Below are 15195 nucleotides of genomic sequence, written 5' to 3'. Positions count from 1 at the left end.
ATGGCTGAAATCAAGAACTATTCCCTGAACTTTGGTCCGCAGCACCCGGCAGCGCACGGCGTGCTGCGCCTGGTGCTGGAGCTCGACGGTGAAGTGGTGCAGCGCGCAGACCCGCACATCGGTCTGCTGCACCGCGCGACAGAAAAACTGGCAGAGAGCAAGACCTACATCCAGTCGCTGCCCTATATGGACCGGCTGGACTACGTGTCCATGATGTGCAACGAGCACGCCTACTGCCTGGCCATCGAGAAGCTGCTGGGCATCGAGGTGCCCATCCGCGCCCAGTACATCCGCGTGATGTATTCGGAGATCACCCGCATCATGAATCACCTGATGTGGCTGGGCTCCAGCGGCAACGATGCGGGCAGCTCCACGACGCTGATCTACACCTTCCGTGAGCGCGAAGACCTCATGGACATGTACGAGGCGGTTTCTGGCGCCCGCATGCACGCGGCCTACTTCCGTCCGGGCGGCGTCTACCGCGACCTGCCCGACACCATGCCGCAGTACAAGGCCAGCAAGGTGCGCAATGCGCGCTCGGTCGAGATCATGAACCGCAACCGCCACGGCTCGTTGCTGGACTTCATCGATGACTTCACGCAGCGCTTCCCCAAGTGCGCGGACGAGTACGAGACCCTGCTGACCGACAACCGCATCTGGAAGCAGCGCAACGTGGACATCGGCGTGGTGACGGCCGAGCGCGCCATGAACCTGGGCCTGACCGGCCCCATGCTGCGAGCCTCCGGCGTGGCCTGGGACATGCGCAAGTCGCAGCCCTACGAGGTCTATGACCGCATGGACTTCGACGTGCCCGTGGGCAAGACCGGCGACTGCTACGACCGCTATCTGGTGCGCGTGGCCGAAATGCGCCAGTCCAACCGCATCATCAAGCAGTGCGTGGACTGGCTGCGTGCCAATCCGGGCCCGGTGATCGTGGACAACCACAAGATCGCCCCGCCGCCGCGCGAAGGCATGAAGTCCAACATGGAAGAGCTGATCCACCACTTCAAGCTCTTCACCGAAGGTTTCCGCGTGCCCGAAGGCGAGGCTTACGCGGCCATCGAACACCCCAAGGGGGAGTTCGGCATCTACATCGTGAGCGACGGGGCCAACAAGCCCTACCGCCTGAAGATCCGTCCGCCGGGATTCGCCAATCTGTCCGCCATGGACGAACTGTGCCGAGGCCACATGCTGGCCGACGCCGTGATGGTGCTGAGTACCCTGGACATCGTGTTTGGAGACGTTGACCGATGATTACCGAAGCGACCAAGGAGCGCTTTGCGCGCGAGGTGGCCAAGTACCCGGCCGACCAGAAGCAGTCTGCCGTGATGGCCTGCCTGTCCATCGTGCAGCAGGAGCAGGGCTGGGTCAGCGCCGAGAGCGAGGCCGTGATTGCCGAGTTCCTGGGCATGGCCGAGATCGCGGTGCATGAAGTCACCACGTTCTACAACATGTACAACCAGCGCCCCACGGGCACGTACAAGCTGAACGTCTGCACCAACCTGCCTTGCCAGCTGCGCGACGGCTACAAGGCGCTGCACCATCTGGAATCCCGCCTGGGCATCAAGATGGGCGAGACCACGCCTGACGGCATGTTCACGCTGCAGCAGTCCGAGTGCCTGGGCGCCTGCGCGGATTCGCCGGTGATGCTGGTGAACGACCGCTGCATGTGCAGCTTCATGAGCAACGAGAAGCTCGACGAATTGATCGACGGCCTGCGCGCCGCGGAGGGCAAGGCATGAACGCCGCCGCACAATCGGTCCTGGCCAAGTTTGCCTCTTCGGGCAGCGAGACCTGCTTCCACGACCGCCACATCAATCCGCAGATCTATGCCGACCTGACCGGCGCCAACTGGTCCATCAAGGACTACGAGGCACGCGGCGGCTACCAGGCGCTGCGCAAGATCCTGGGCAAGGATGGCAGCGAGGGCCTGACCCAGGACCAGGTGATCGCCACCGTCAAGGAATCGGGACTGCGCGGCCGCGGCGGCGCAGGTTTCCCCACGGGCCTGAAGTGGAGCTTCATGCCCCGCCAGTTCCCGGGCCAGAAGCACCTGGTCTGCAACTCGGATGAAGGCGAGCCGGGCACCTGCAAGGACCGCGACATCCTGGTGCACAACCCGCACATCGTGATCGAGGGCATGATCATCGCCGCCTACGCGATGGGCATCTCCCTGGGCTACAACTACATCCACGGCGAAATCTTCGAGGCCTATGAGCGCTTCGAGGCCGCGCTGGAGGAAGCCCGCGCCGCCGGCTACCTGGGTGACAGCATCATGGGCAGCAGCTTCAGCTTCCAGCTGCACGCGCACCATGGCTTCGGCGCCTACATCTGCGGCGAAGAGACGGCGCTGCTGGAGTCGCTGGAAGGCAAGAAGGGCCAGCCGCGCTTCAAGCCGCCATTCCCGGCCAGCTTCGGCCTGTACGGCAAGCCGACCACCATCAACAACACCGAAACCTTTGCGGCCGTTCCCTGGATCATCCGCAACGGCGGCGCTGCGTACCTGGAGTGCGGCAAGCCCAACAACGGTGGCACCAAGATCTTCTCGGTCAGCGGCGACGTGAACCTGCCCGGCAACTACGAAGTGCCGCTGGGCACGCCCTTCAGCAAGCTGCTGGAGCTGGCCGGTGGCGTGCGCACGGGCCGCAAGCTCAAGGCGGTGATCCCCGGCGGATCGTCCTCGCCCGTGCTGCCGGCCGACATCATCATGGAATGCACGATGGACTACGATTCCATCGCCAAGGCCGGCTCCATGCTGGGCTCGGGCGCCGTGATCGTGATGGACGACTCGCGCGACATGGTCGAGAGCCTGCTGCGCCTGTCCTACTTCTACCAGCACGAGTCCTGCGGCCAGTGCACCCCTTGCCGCGAAGGCACGGGCTGGCTGTGGCGCGTGGTCAACCGAATCGAGCACGGCGAGGGCCGTCCTGAAGACATCGAGCTGTTGGACTCGGTGTCCGTGAACATCATGGGGCGCACGATCTGTGCGCTGGGCGACGCGGCAGCCATGCCGGTACGCGCCATGATCAAGCACTTCCGCCACGAGTTTGAAGCGAAGATCCAGAACGCTTCCAAGCAGACGGTCCACGCCGCCTGATCGCGAGAAAAGCATATGGTTGAAATTGAACTGGACGGAAAAAAGGTGGAGGTCGCCGAAGGCTGCATGGTCATGCATGCAGCCGAGAAGGCAGGCACCTACATCCCGCATTTCTGCTATCACAAGAAACTTTCTATCGCCGCCAACTGCCGCATGTGCCTGGTGGATGTGGAAAAAGCCCCCAAGCCCATGCCCGCCTGCGCCACGCCCGTGACGCAGGGCATGATCGTGCGCACCAAGAGCGAGAAGGCGATCAAGGCACAGCAATCGGTGATGGAGTTCCTGCTCATCAATCACCCGCTGGACTGCCCGATCTGCGACCAGGGCGGCGAATGCCAGCTGCAGGATCTGGCCGTGGGCTACGGAAGCTCCGCCTCGCGCTACGAGGAAGAAAAGCGCGTGGTCTTCCACAAGGACGTGGGCCCGCTGATCTCCATGCAGGAGATGAGCCGTTGCATCCACTGCACCCGCTGCGTGCGCTTCGGACAGGAAGTGTCCGGCGTGATGGAGCTGGGCATGATCAACCGCGGCGAGCACTCCGAGATCACCACGGTGGTGGGCGATACGGTGGACTCCGAGCTGTCGGGCAACATGATCGACATCTGCCCCGTGGGCGCGTTGACCAGCAAGCCCTTCCGCTACAGCGCCCGCACCTGGGAGCTGTCGCGCCGCAAGTCGGTCTCGCCCCATGATTCCACGGGTGCCAACCTCATCGTCCAGGTCAAGAACCACAAGGTTCTGCGCGTCGTGCCCTTCGAGAACGAAGAGGTCAACGAGTGCTGGATCGCCGACCGCGATCGCTTCTCCTACGAAGCCCTGAACAGCGACGAACGCCTGACCCGTCCCATGCTCAAGCAAGGCGGCGAGTGGAAGGAGGTCGATTGGCAGACCGCCCTCGAATACGTGGCCAACGGCCTGCGCCAGATCAAGAACGACCATGGCGCCTCCGCCATCGGTTCGCTGGTGAGCCCGCACAGCACGCTGGAAGAGCTGTACCTGGCCGGCAAGCTGGTGCGCGGCCTGGGCAGCGAGAACATCGACCATCGCCTGCGCAATGCCGAGTTCACCGCCGCCCAGGGCGTGCAGTGGCTGGGCACGCCCATCGCGTCGCTGTCCAAGCTGCAAGGCGTCCTGGTGCTGGGCTCGAACCTGCGCAAGGACCATCCGCTGTTCGCGCAGCGCATCCGCCAGGCTGCCAAGCAGGGCTGCGCCGTGCTCGCCATCAATGAGCGTGTCTACGACTGGGCCATGCCGGTGACGGCGTCCATCGTGGCTGCCCCGGACTGGGCCCAGGCGCTGGCCGATGTGGCCGCCGCCGTGGCGCAGGAAAAGGGCGTTGCCGCTCCCGTGGCCGCCGCCGACGTGCATGCCGAGGCCCAGGCCATCGCTGCCGCGCTGCTGCGCGGCGAGCGCAAGGCCATCTTGCTGGGCAATGCCGCTGCGCACCACGCACAGGCATCGACCCTGCTGTCGCTGGCCAACTGGATTGCCGAGCAGACCGGCGCCTCGGTCGGCTACCTGACCGAAGCCGCCAACACGGTGGGCGCGCAATGGGTGGGCGCACAGCCTGCCGCCTCGGGCCTGAATGCAGGCCAGATGCTGGCAGGCGGCCTCAAGGCCGTGCTGCTGCTGAACAACGAGCCCGTGTTCGACTCCGCTGCCGGCGCCCGCGCCGCAGAGGCACTGGGCAAGGCCGAGATGGTCGTGACCCTGAGCCCCTTCAAGGCCAACATGGAATTCAGCGACGTGCTGCTGCCCATCGCCCCGTTCACGGAAACCTCGGGCAGCTTCGTCAACGCCGAAGGCCGCCTGCAAAGCTTCCACGCCGTGGTCAAGCCGCTGGCCGAAGCCCGTCCGGGCTGGAAGGTGCTGCGCGTGCTGGCCAACCTGCTGGGCGTGCAGGGCGTGGACTACGAGACGTCGCAGGACGTGCTCGCAGCCGCCACCGCCGGTGCCACCGGCGTGCCGGCCAACCTGCTGGGCAACGGTGCGCCTGCCGTGAATTCCATCGCCAACGGTGCCGGCCATGCCGCGCCCGTGGTGGCCAGCATTTATCAGCTCGACAGCATCGTGCGCCGCGCGACATCGCTGCAACTGACGGCAGATGCACGTCAGGCTCGTGAGGGAGGCGCCGCATGATTGACGCACTCAAGACGGCCGGTGCCGGCCTGATCGCCGCCCCCTGGTGGACCGACGTGGCCTGGCCCGTGCTCTGGATCCTGCTGGGCATCGTCGCCATCGTCGCCCCGCTGATGGGCGCCGTGGCCTACCTGACGCTGTGGGAGCGCAAGCTGCTGGGCTTCATGCAGGTTCGCATGGGTCCCAACCGCGTGGGTCCCTTCGGCCTGCTGCAGCCCCTGGCCGACGGCCTGAAGCTGCTGACCAAGGAACTGATCCAGCCCACGGCTGCTGCCAAGGGCCTGTTCTACGTGGGCCCGGTGATGGCCATCATGCCTGCCCTGGCGGCATGGGTGGCGATCCCCTTCGGTCCCGACGTGGCCCTGGCCAACGTCAACGCCGGCCTGCTGCTGATCATGGCCATCACGTCCATCGAAGTCTATGGCGTGATCATTGCGGGCTGGGCCTCCAACTCCAAGTACGCCTTCCTGGGCGCGCTGCGCGCCTCGGCGCAGATGGTCAGCTATGAAATCGCGCTGGGCTTCTGCTTCCTGGTGGTGATCATGGTCACGGGCAGCATGAATCTGACGCAGATCGTGCTGAGCCAGGGCCAGGGCCAATTCGCCAGCATGGGTGTCAGCGTCCTGTCGTGGAACTGGCTGCCGCTGCTGCCGATCTTCGTGGTCTACCTGATCTCGGCCGTGGCCGAGACCAACCGCCACCCCTTCGACGTGGTCGAGGGCGAAGCCGAAATCGTGGCCGGCCACATGGTCGAGTACTCGGGCATGGGCTTTGCCATCTTCTTCCTGGCCGAATACGCCAGCATGTGGCTGGTGTCCATCCTGGCCGTGGTGATGTTCCTGGGCGGCTGGCTGCCTCCGTTCGACTTCCTGTCGTTCATCCCCGGATGGATCTGGCTGGCGGCGAAGACTTTCCTGGTCGTGTCCATGTTCATCTGGATCCGTGCCACCTTCCCGCGCTTTCGCTATGACCAGATCATGCGTCTGGGCTGGAAGATCTTCATTCCCGTCACCCTGGTGTGGCTGGTCGTCGTGGGTGGCTGGATGCACTCGCCTTGGAACATCTGGAACTGAGCGGAGCAAGAATGTCTGCGGTTGCTGCTACCCCATTTTCGATCAAAGATTTCCTCAAGAGCTTCATGCTCTGGGAACTGGCCAAGGGCATGGCCCTGACTGGCCGCTACACCTTCCGCCGCAAGGTCACGGTGCAGTTCCCCGAGGAAAAGACACCCCTGTCGCCGCGTTTTCGCGGACTGCACGCCCTGCGCCGTTATGACAACGGCGAAGAGCGCTGCATTGCCTGCAAGCTGTGCGAGGCGGTGTGCCCGGCCATGGCCATCACCATCGAGTCCGATGTGCGTGACGACGGCTCGCGCCGCACCACGCGCTACGACATCGACCTGACCAAGTGCATCTTCTGCGGCTTCTGCGAGGAAAGCTGCCCGGTGGACTCGATCGTCGAGACGCATATCTTCGAATACCACGGAGAAAAGCGCGGCGACCTGTACTTCACCAAGGACATGCTGCTGGCCGTTGGCGATCGCTACGAACCCGAGATTGCCGCGGCCAAGGCTGCGGACGCCAAGTACCGCTGAAGCGGCTCCTTGATCACTTGAAAAGATTCGATCCATGGACGCCAAAACTGGTTTCTTCTATCTGTTCTCGGTCGTGCTGTTGTTTGCAGCCTTCCGGGTCGTCACGGCGCGCAACCCCGTGCATGCCGTGCTCAACCTGATCCTGGCCTTCTCGCAGGCTGCCGGCATCTGGCTCCTGCTCAAGGCCGAGTTCCTGGGCGTGACCCTGGTGCTGGTCTACCTGGGCGCCGTGATGGTGCTGTTCCTGTTCGTGGTGATGATGCTGGACATCCGCATCGACGCCGTGCGCCAGGGGTTCTGGAAGCATTTCCCCTTCGCTGCCCTGATCGGCGCCCTGATCGCCTTTGAAATGGGCATGGTGCTGATGGGCGGCTTCAGCGGCGTCGAGGAGCCCAAGGCCATTGCGGCCACGGTCAACGCTGCCGGCCAGACCGTGCAGTACTCCAACACCCAGGCCCTGGGCAAGCTGCTGTACACCGAATACCTGTACCCCGTCGAGATCGCTGCCGTGATCCTGCTGGTGGCCATGATTGCCGCCATCGCCCTGACCCTGCGCAAGCGCAAGGACAGCAAGGCAGTGAACCCGGCCCAGCAGATCCGCGTGCGCGCAAAGGATCGCCTCGAGCTGGTCAAGGTGCCGGTCACCCAGGCGCCGCAGGCACCGGCCGCCGAGGCAACCCCCGCCGTGGAGACAAAAGCATGACGTTGACTTTGGGCCATTATCTGACGCTGGGCGCCATGCTGTTCGCGCTCTCCGTCGTTGGCATTTTTCTGAACCGCAAGAACCTGATCGTGCTGCTGATGGCCATCGAGCTGATGCTCCTGGCCGTCAACACCAACTTCGTGGCGTTCTCCAGCTATCTGGGTGACATGCACGGCCAGGTGTTCGTGTTCTTCATCCTGACAGTGGCAGCCGCCGAGTCGGCCATCGGTCTGGCGATCCTGGTGCTTCTGTTCCGCAACAAGACCAGCATCAATGCGGAAGATCTCAACTCCCTCAAGGGTTGAGTCCGCCGTAACTTGCAAGGTTCTTAAGAATGAGTCAAACACTCTCTGCATCCATGCTCCTGGCGGTGCCGCTGGCACCGTTGGCGGGCTCCGTGCTCGCGGGCATCTGGGGCACGGCCTTCGGCGGCAACAAGATCGGTCGCGGCGGCAGCCATACCCTCACCATCGCGGGCGTGCTGATCGCCTTCATCCTGTCGGCCATCACGTTCAACAGCGTGATCTTCGACGGCGCGCGCTTCGACCAGTCCATCTACACCTGGATGGAAATCGGCGGCCTGAAGATGGAGGTCGGTTTCCTGATCGACAGCATCACGGCCATGATGATGTGCGTGGTGACCTTCGTGTCGCTGATGGTGCACATCTACACCATCGGCTACATGCAGGAAGATGACGGCTACAACCGTTTCTTCTCCTACATCTCGCTGTTCACCTTCTCCATGTTGATGCTCGTCATGAGCAACAACCTGCTGCAGCTGTTCTTCGGCTGGGAAGCCGTGGGCCTGGTGTCCTACCTGCTGATCGGCTTCTACTACAACAAGCCCACGGCCATCTTCGCCAACATGAAGGCCTTCCTGGTCAACCGTGTGGGTGACTTCGGCTTCATCCTGGGCATCGGCCTGATCGCCGCCTACACCGGCACCATGAACTACGGCGAAATCTTCGCCAAGCTGCCCGAGATCCAGAACACCCTGCTGCCGGGCACCGGCTGGCTGCTGGTGACGGTGACGGCCATCTGCCTGTTCATCGGCGCCATGGGCAAGTCGGCACAGTTCCCGCTGCACGCCTGGCTGCCCGATTCGATGGAAGGCCCGACCCCCATCTCGGCACTGATCCACGCCGCCACCATGGTGACGGCCGGCATCTTCATGGTCTCGCGCATGTCGCCGCTGTACGAGCTGTCGGACACGGCACTGAGCTTCATCCTGGTGATCGGCTCCATCACGGCGCTGTTCATGGGCGTGCTGGGCATCATCCAGAACGACATCAAGCGCGTGATCGCGTACTCCACGCTGTCGCAGCTGGGCTACATGACCGTGGCCCTGGGCGCCTCCGCCTACTCGGTGGCCGTGTTCCACCTGATGACCCACGCCTTCTTCAAGGCCCTGCTGTTCCTTGGCGCCGGCTCGGTGATCATGGGCATGCACCACAACCAGGACATCCGCTGGATGGGCGGCGTGCGCAAGTACATGCCCATCACCTGGATCACCTTCCTGCTGGGCAACCTGGCTCTGATCGGTACGCCGTTCTTCTCGGGCTTCTACTCGAAGGACGCCATCATCGAAGCCGTGCACGCCACGAACCTGCCGGGCGCAGGCTTCGCGAACTTCGCGGTGCTGGCCGGCGTGTTCATCACGGCCTTCTACTCCTTCCGCCTGTACTTCATCGTCTTCCACGGCAAGGAGCGCTACGACCAGAACCCGGACGCGCACCACGATGACCATCATGCCCATGACGACCACCACGGCCATGGCCACGATGCCAAGCCGCACGAGTCGCCCCTGGTCGTGACCGGCCCGCTGATGCTGCTGGCCATCCCCTCGGTGGTGATCGGTGCCATCGCGCTGATGCCCATGCTGTTCGGTGACTTCTTCAAGGGCGTGATCCACGTCGATGGCGCAAAGCACGGTGCCATGGCCGAACTGGCCGAGAAGATCCACGGCTGGGTGCCCATGGCACTGCACGGCTTCACGGCCGCGCCGTTCTGGCTGGCACTGGCAGGCGTCGTCGTCTCCTACCTGTTCTACATGGTCAAGCCCGAAGTCCCTGCGGCCATCAAGTCGGCCATGCAGAAGATCGGTGTCTACCAGGCACTGGAAGGCAAGTACGGCGTGGACTGGGTCTACGAAAACATCTTCGCCCGGGGTGCTCGCGCCTTCGGCAGCTTCTTCTGGAAGGTCGGCGACCAGGCCATCATCGATGGCGCCATCGTCAACGGTTCGTGGAAGCTCATCGGCCGCATCGGCCAGTGGGTGCGCAAGCTGCAGTCGGGCTATCTCTATCACTACGCGTTGGTCATGCTGCTGGGCGTGTTCGCTCTCATGACGTATTTCGTGTGGCTCAACAAGTAGTAGAGGAAGAACAAAAATGCATTGGTTGAGTCTTTCAATCTGGGTGCCGATCGCATTCGGCGCCCTCCTGCTGGCCCTGGGCCGCGAGGACCAGGTCAAGGCAGTGCGCTGGCTGGCCCTGGTCGGCGCCCTGGCCGGCCTGGCGGTCACGCTGCCGCTGATCCAGCAGTTCGACAACAGCACGGCTGCGATGCAGTTCGTGGAGAAGGCGCTGTGGATCGAGCGCTTCAACATCTACTACCACCTGGGCGTGGATGGCATCTCGTTCTGGTTCGTGCCGCTGACGGCCTTCATCACCGTGATCGTCGTGATCGCGTCGTGGGAAAACATCACCGAGCGCGTGAACCAGTACATGGGCGCGTTCCTGATCCTGTCCGGCCTGATGGTCGGCGTGTTCAGCGCGCTGGACGGCCTGCTGTTCTACGTGTTCTTCGAAGCCACGCTGATTCCGATGTACCTGATCATCGGTATCTGGGGCGGCCCCAACCGCATCTACGCGGCCTTCAAGTTCTTCCTGTACACGCTGATGGGTTCGCTGCTGACCCTGGTCGCGCTGATCTATCTGTACACCCAGTCCGGTGGCAGCTTCGAGATCCTCGACTGGCACAAGCTGCCGCTGTCCATGACGGCCCAGACGCTGATCTTCTTCGCCTTCTTCGCGGCCTTCGCCGTGAAGGTGCCGATGTGGCCGGTGCACACCTGGCTGCCCGACGTGCACGTGGAAGCGCCCACCGGCGGCTCCGCCGTGCTGGCCGCCATCATGCTGAAGCTCGGTGCCTACGGTTTCCTGCGCTTTTCCATGCCCATCGCCCCTGATGCATCGCACAAGTGGGCCTGGCTGGTCATCGCGCTGTCGCTGATCGCCGTGATCTACGTGGGCGTGGTCGCGCTGGTGCAAAAGGACATGAAGAAGCTGGTGGCCTACTCTTCCGTGGCCCACATGGGCTTCGTGACCCTGGGCTTCTTCATCTTCAACCCGCTGGGCATTGCCGGCGGCATCGTGCAGATGATTGCCCACGGCTTCGTGTCGGGCGCCATGTTCCTGTGCATCGGCGTGCTCTACGACCGCGTGCACTCGCGTGAAATCGCCTCCTACGGCGGCGTGGTCAACACCATGCCCAAGTTCGCGGCCTTCGCACTGCTGTTCGCCATGGCCAACTGCGGCCTGCCCGCAACGGCCGGCTTCGTGGGCGAGTGGATGGTGATCCTGGGTGCAGTCCAGTACAACTTCTGGATCGGCCTGGGCGCTGCCACGGCGCTGATCTTCGGCGCCGCCTACACCCTGTGGATGTACAAGCGCGTCTACCTGGGTCCGGTCACCAACGACAATGTGCGCGGCCTGACCGACATCGGCAACCGCGAGTTCCTGGTGCTGGGTCTGCTGGCCATCGCCGTGCTGTACATGGGTCTGTATCCCAAGCCCTTCACTGACGTGATGGATGTGTCCGTGGCCGAGCTGCTCAAGCATGTGGCCATGAGCAAGCTGCAGTGACCAGACTGAAACGAGAGAATCGAGATGATTGACAACATCAGCTGGCTGGCCATCTATCCGGAGATCCTTCTCCTGGTCATGGCCTGCGTGATCGCCCTGGTGGACCTGGGCGTCAAAAGCCCGCGCCGCACGGGCACCTATGTTCTGACGCTGCTGACGCTGGGCGTGGTGGCCGTGCTGCAAGGCATGTACGCCTCCAGCGGCAACACCTTCTATGGCTGGGGCAACATGGTGGTCTCCGACGCCATGGGCAACTGGCTCAAGTGCTTCGCCACCGTGGCCATGATGGTCACCCTGGTCTACGGCCGTCCCTACGCCGCCGACCGCGACATGCTGCGCGGCGGCGAGCTGTTCACGCTGGCCATGCTCGCGCTGCTGGGCATGTTCATCATGATCTCGGGCAACAACTTCCTGGTCATCTACCTGGGCCTGGAGCTGCTGACGCTGTCCAGCTACGCGCTGGTGGCACTGCGCCGCGACCACACGGCTTCGGTCGAGGCCGCGATGAAGTACTTCGTGCTCGGCGCCATGGCCAGCGGCTTCCTGCTGTACGGCATGTCCATGCTCTACGGCGCGACCGGCTCGCTGGACATCGGCCAGGTCTTCAAGGCCATCAACTCGGGCGAGATCAAGCACCAGGTGCTGGTGTTCGGCCTGGTCTTCGTGGTCTCCGGCCTGGCCTTCAAGCTGGGCGTGGTTCCCTTCCACATGTGGGTTCCCGACGTCTACCAGGGCGCTCCCACGGCCATCACCACCATGATCGGCGGCGCGCCCAAGCTGGCCGCCTTCGCCATCGTCATCCGCCTGCTGGTGGACGGCCTGCTGCCGCTGGCCATCGACTGGCAGCAGATGCTGGCGGTGCTTGCCATCGCCTCGCTGCTGATCGGCAACCTGGCCGGCCTGCAGCAGACCAACCTCAAGCGCATGCTGGCCTACTCGACCATCTCGCAGATGGGCTTCGTGCTGCTGGGCCTGATGTCGGGTGTGGTGGATGGCAAGGTCGATCCGGCCACCATCGAGAACGCCTACAGCTCGGCCATGTTCTACGTGGTGACCTACGTGCTGACCACGCTGGCCGCCTTCGGCGTGATCCAGCTGCTGGCCCGCGAAGGCTTCGAGAGCGAAGAGGTCGCCGACTTTGCCGGCCTCAACCAGCGCAGCCCGCTGTATGCCGGCGTGATGGCGATCTGCCTGTTCTCCATGGCCGGTATCCCCCCCCTGGTGGGCTTCTACGCCAAGCTGTCGGTGCTGCAGGCGCTCGTGGCATCGGGCCACAGCCTGTACATCGCGCTGGCCGTGTTTGCCGTGGTCATGTCGCTGATCGGCGCCTTCTACTACCTGCGCGTCGTCAAGGTCATGTACTTTGACGAACCCATCACCGCCACCAGCGTTTCCGCGTCGCTGGACGTGCGCGTTGTGCTGACCCTCAACGGCGCCCTGGTGCTGGGGCTGGGCCTTCTGCCGGGTGGCCTGATGGCCCTGTGCGCCGACGCCGTCGTGCGCGCCCTGGCTTCCTGATCCACTTTCCCGATGCGGGGCTCTGCACGCAGGGCTCCGCGGTGAGGACATCGGCTTGTCGCAAACCGCTTCGATCTGGCTCGTGATATTGGCTGCCCTTGTGGCAGCCAATTTGCCTTTCTTCAACGCCCGCTGGCTGCAGCTGGGGCCGCTGCGCGCCCAGCGCAAGCCGCTGGCCCTGTGCCTGCTGGAGATGGTGCTGCTGTACTTCATCGTCGGCGGCGTGGCGCTGCTGCTGGAGCGCCGCGTGGGGCAGATCGCGCCCCAGGGCTGGGAGTTCTATGCCGTCACGGGAGCATTGTTCCTGACGCTGGCCTTCCCCGGTTTCGTTTATCGTTTCCTGATTCACCGCCGCGGCTGAGGCTGCGGTGCCGGTTGTCTCATGGGTGGGGGTGCGTGATGAAAGTGCTCGACCTGCATTGCCCGCACGGCCATCTGTTCGAGGGCTGGTTCGCCTCGGAGGATGATTTCCAGGGCCAGCTGCAGCGCAAGCTGGTGCTGTGCCCTGTCTGTGGGCACAGCGACATCACCAAGCGCCTGAGCGCCCCCCGCATCAATCTTGGTGCCAAGCCTGCGGCCTTGCCCCCGGCTGCCGCACCGGCCGCCGAGCCTGCTGCAGCCGCCATGCCTTCACCGTCCATGCCGCCCGAGGCGCGCGAGCAGCTGCAGGCCATGCAGGCCGCCTGGCTGAAATGGTCGCGCCAGGTGGCGCAGCAGACCGAGGACGTGGGCGAGCGCTTCGCCGATGAAGCGCGCCGCATGCACTACGGCGAGACCGACGAGCGCGCCATCCGCGGCAAGGCCAGCCCCGAGCAGGCCATGCAATTGCTGGATGAAGGCATTGCCGTCCTTCCATTGGCCTTGCCGGAAGGCAGCAAGGAAACACTGCAGTAAGCGGCGACTGGCACATGCTGTCTTGGCGACGACAATTGCACTGATTGCAATGCATCGGCAATTTCCAAGCCACACCTTTATTTGTTGCTATTTATTAAGTAGCATTCCGGCCAACTTTGTCGCCCGTTAATTGATGAAGCGACAAACTCAAGCATATCCGCGGCTTTTCGCATAGTGACTGAGCAGGCCACAGGGAGATTGCCGACCTGGGTGTTTCCCGTAAGACTGCGGACATTGGCCGCTGCCCTGTAAGTCGCAAAAAGGGTAGTTTGCTATCGCTTTGGAAGCGCTCTGTCCTTCCCTGGGGGCCTCGCCGGGCCGAGATGGTGGAGAACCCTAGGCCCTGCCTGCCGCCGCGGCACCTTACAGCCCCGCGTGTGCTTGATTATTTTAAGTGTGAGTGTTTGCTTTCGTTTTCTGTGACAGCCAGTCTTGATGCGCCATGCTGCAGTGCGGGGCAGGGCCTGTGCTTAGGAGCACTTACGTAGGCGTTTTCCCGCTGCGGTGCACAACGTCGGCAAGCCTACGATGCGTCCGACCCTGCACAACGCCCGCCAGAGCCTCTGGCGACGCGTTGGGGGCTGGCAGCATCAACGGAGCAGGCGAAGCGCACATGAGCGACGTTATTCTCGAAACCCGGAACCTGACCAAAGAGTTCAAGGGATTTACGGCGGTGAGCAAGGTGGACCTTTCGGTGCGCCGTGGCTCCATCCATGCCTTGATCGGCCCCAATGGCGCAGGCAAGACCACCTGCTTCAACCTGCTGACCAAGTTCCTGGAGCCCACCTCCGGCACCATCCGTTTCAATGGCGAGGACATCACGCGGGAGGCTCCTGCGCAGATTGCGCGCCGTGGCGTGATCCGGTCCTTCCAGATCTCGGCCGTGTTCCCGCATTGCACGCTGCTGGAGAACGTGCGCATCGGCCTGCAGCGCAAGCTGGGCACGGAGTTCCATTTCTGGCGCAGCGAGAAGAGCCTGTCGCAGCTCGATGACCGCGCCATGCAGTTGCTGGCCGAAGTGGGCCTGCAGGATCTGGCCGACGAGGTCACGGTCAACCTGCCCTATGGCCGCAAGCGCGCGCTGGAGATCGCCACCACGCTGGCCATGGAGCCCGAGCTGATGCTGCTGGACGAACCCACGCAGGGCATGGGCCACGAGGACGTGGACCGCGTGACCCAGCTGATCAAGAAGGTCTCGGCCGGCCGGACGATTCTCATGGTGGAGCACAACATGAAGGTGATCTCCACCATTGCCGACCGCATCACGGTGCTGCAGCGCGGCGCCGTGCTGGCGGAAGGCCCCTATGAAGAGGTTTCACGCAACCCGCAGGTGATGGAAGCGTACATGGGCACGACCGACGGCCAACTGCAGGGAGCGCATTGA

The 15195-nt window shown here is 63.6% G+C and carries 14 protein-coding genes; all 14 read left to right on the top strand.

The genetic code is table 11. The features are described 5' to 3' along the window. The 14 genes from A9976_RS15780 to A9976_RS15715 all read left to right on the top strand — a co-directional run bounded on the left by A9976_RS15780 (position 1) and on the right by A9976_RS15715 (position 15195). Positions 1-1254, top strand: a complete 1254-nt coding sequence (locus A9976_RS15780; protein WP_012206976.1) for an NADH-quinone oxidoreductase subunit D — start codon at positions 1-3, stop codon at positions 1252-1254. Further along, complete coding sequence (gene nuoE / locus A9976_RS15775; RefSeq protein WP_012206975.1) at positions 1251-1742, top strand: NADH-quinone oxidoreductase subunit NuoE; 492 nt, start codon at positions 1251-1253, stop codon at positions 1740-1742. The genes A9976_RS15780 and nuoE overlap by 4 nt, the downstream gene beginning before the upstream one ends. Continuing rightward, positions 1739-3097 (top strand): NADH-quinone oxidoreductase subunit NuoF, encoded by a 1359-nt coding sequence (gene nuoF, locus A9976_RS15770; RefSeq protein ID WP_183019791.1) that lies wholly within the window; start codon positions 1739-1741, stop codon positions 3095-3097. The genes nuoE and nuoF overlap by 4 nt, the downstream gene beginning before the upstream one ends. Before the next feature lie 15 nt (positions 3098-3112). Beyond that, entirely contained in the window at positions 3113-5236 is a 2124-nt protein-coding gene (nuoG, locus tag A9976_RS15765) for an NADH-quinone oxidoreductase subunit NuoG (RefSeq protein ID WP_183019790.1), read from the top strand. Further along, the gene (nuoH, locus tag A9976_RS15760; protein ID WP_013801064.1) at positions 5233-6309 is read left to right on the top strand and encodes an NADH-quinone oxidoreductase subunit NuoH; all 1077 of its coding nucleotides are present in this window, start codon (positions 5233-5235) and stop codon (positions 6307-6309) included. Before nuoG ends, nuoH begins: the two co-directional genes overlap by 4 nt. Positions 6310-6320: 11 nt before the next feature. Further along, a complete protein-coding gene (nuoI, locus tag A9976_RS15755; RefSeq protein WP_012206971.1) occupies positions 6321-6830 on the top strand; it encodes an NADH-quinone oxidoreductase subunit NuoI in 510 nt (169 codons plus the stop codon). 34 nt (positions 6831-6864) lie between these two features. Continuing rightward, positions 6865-7533, top strand: coding sequence for an NADH-quinone oxidoreductase subunit J (locus tag A9976_RS15750; protein WP_012206970.1), 669 nt, complete (start codon positions 6865-6867; stop codon positions 7531-7533). Further along, positions 7530-7838, top strand: coding sequence for an NADH-quinone oxidoreductase subunit NuoK (nuoK, locus tag A9976_RS15745; RefSeq protein WP_012206969.1), 309 nt, complete (start codon positions 7530-7532; stop codon positions 7836-7838). Before A9976_RS15750 ends, nuoK begins: the two co-directional genes overlap by 4 nt. 53 nt (positions 7839-7891) lie before the next feature. After that, a complete protein-coding gene (gene nuoL, locus A9976_RS15740; RefSeq protein WP_043795795.1) occupies positions 7892-9907 on the top strand; it encodes an NADH-quinone oxidoreductase subunit L in 2016 nt (671 codons plus the stop codon). Positions 9908-9923: 16 nt separating this feature from the next. After that, positions 9924-11399, top strand: coding sequence for an NADH-quinone oxidoreductase subunit M (locus tag A9976_RS15735; protein ID WP_183019789.1), 1476 nt, complete (start codon positions 9924-9926; stop codon positions 11397-11399). A gap of 24 nt (positions 11400-11423) precedes the next feature. After that, positions 11424-12917 (top strand): NADH-quinone oxidoreductase subunit NuoN, encoded by a 1494-nt coding sequence (gene nuoN, locus A9976_RS15730; RefSeq protein ID WP_183019788.1) that lies wholly within the window; start codon positions 11424-11426, stop codon positions 12915-12917. Positions 12918-12972: 55 nt separating this feature from the next. Beyond that, positions 12973-13278: a DUF2818 family protein gene (locus A9976_RS15725; RefSeq protein WP_183019787.1), complete on the top strand. Its 306-nt coding sequence runs from the start codon at positions 12973-12975 to the stop codon at positions 13276-13278. Between the two features lie 38 nt (positions 13279-13316). Continuing rightward, positions 13317-13811: a DUF1178 family protein gene (locus A9976_RS15720; RefSeq protein WP_183019786.1), complete on the top strand. Its 495-nt coding sequence runs from the start codon at positions 13317-13319 to the stop codon at positions 13809-13811. Between the two features lie 613 nt (positions 13812-14424). Beyond that, positions 14425-15195, top strand: coding sequence for an ABC transporter ATP-binding protein (locus A9976_RS15715; RefSeq protein WP_012206963.1), 771 nt, complete (start codon positions 14425-14427; stop codon positions 15193-15195).

Source organism: Delftia sp. UME58, assembly GCF_014170385.1.
Taxonomy (GTDB): Bacteria; Pseudomonadota; Gammaproteobacteria; order Burkholderiales; family Burkholderiaceae_C; genus Comamonas; species Comamonas acidovorans.
This window is presented reverse-complemented; position numbering and strand designations above follow the sequence as displayed.

Bases quoted from the DNA above. Each gene is read 5' to 3' on its own strand.
- A9976_RS15780 (WP_012206976.1), top strand. From the start codon at position 1: ATGGCTGAAATCAAGAACTATTCCCTGAACTTTGGTCCGCAGCACCCG.
- nuoE (WP_012206975.1), top strand. From the start codon at position 1,251: ATGATTACCGAAGCGACCAAGGAGCGCTTTGCGCGCGAGGTGGCCAAG.
- nuoF (WP_183019791.1), top strand. From the start codon at position 1,739: ATGAACGCCGCCGCACAATCGGTCCTGGCCAAGTTTGCCTCTTCGGGC.
- nuoG (WP_183019790.1), top strand. From the start codon at position 3,113: ATGGTTGAAATTGAACTGGACGGAAAAAAGGTGGAGGTCGCCGAAGGC.
- nuoH (WP_013801064.1), top strand. From the start codon at position 5,233: ATGATTGACGCACTCAAGACGGCCGGTGCCGGCCTGATCGCCGCCCCC.
- nuoI (WP_012206971.1), top strand. From the start codon at position 6,321: ATGTCTGCGGTTGCTGCTACCCCATTTTCGATCAAAGATTTCCTCAAG.
- A9976_RS15750 (WP_012206970.1), top strand. From the start codon at position 6,865: ATGGACGCCAAAACTGGTTTCTTCTATCTGTTCTCGGTCGTGCTGTTG.
- nuoK (WP_012206969.1), top strand. From the start codon at position 7,530: ATGACGTTGACTTTGGGCCATTATCTGACGCTGGGCGCCATGCTGTTC.
- nuoL (WP_043795795.1), top strand. From the start codon at position 7,892: ATGCTCCTGGCGGTGCCGCTGGCACCGTTGGCGGGCTCCGTGCTCGCG.
- A9976_RS15735 (WP_183019789.1), top strand. From the start codon at position 9,924: ATGCATTGGTTGAGTCTTTCAATCTGGGTGCCGATCGCATTCGGCGCC.
- nuoN (WP_183019788.1), top strand. From the start codon at position 11,424: ATGATTGACAACATCAGCTGGCTGGCCATCTATCCGGAGATCCTTCTC.
- A9976_RS15720 (WP_183019786.1), top strand. From the start codon at position 13,317: ATGAAAGTGCTCGACCTGCATTGCCCGCACGGCCATCTGTTCGAGGGC.
- A9976_RS15715 (WP_012206963.1), top strand. From the start codon at position 14,425: ATGAGCGACGTTATTCTCGAAACCCGGAACCTGACCAAAGAGTTCAAG.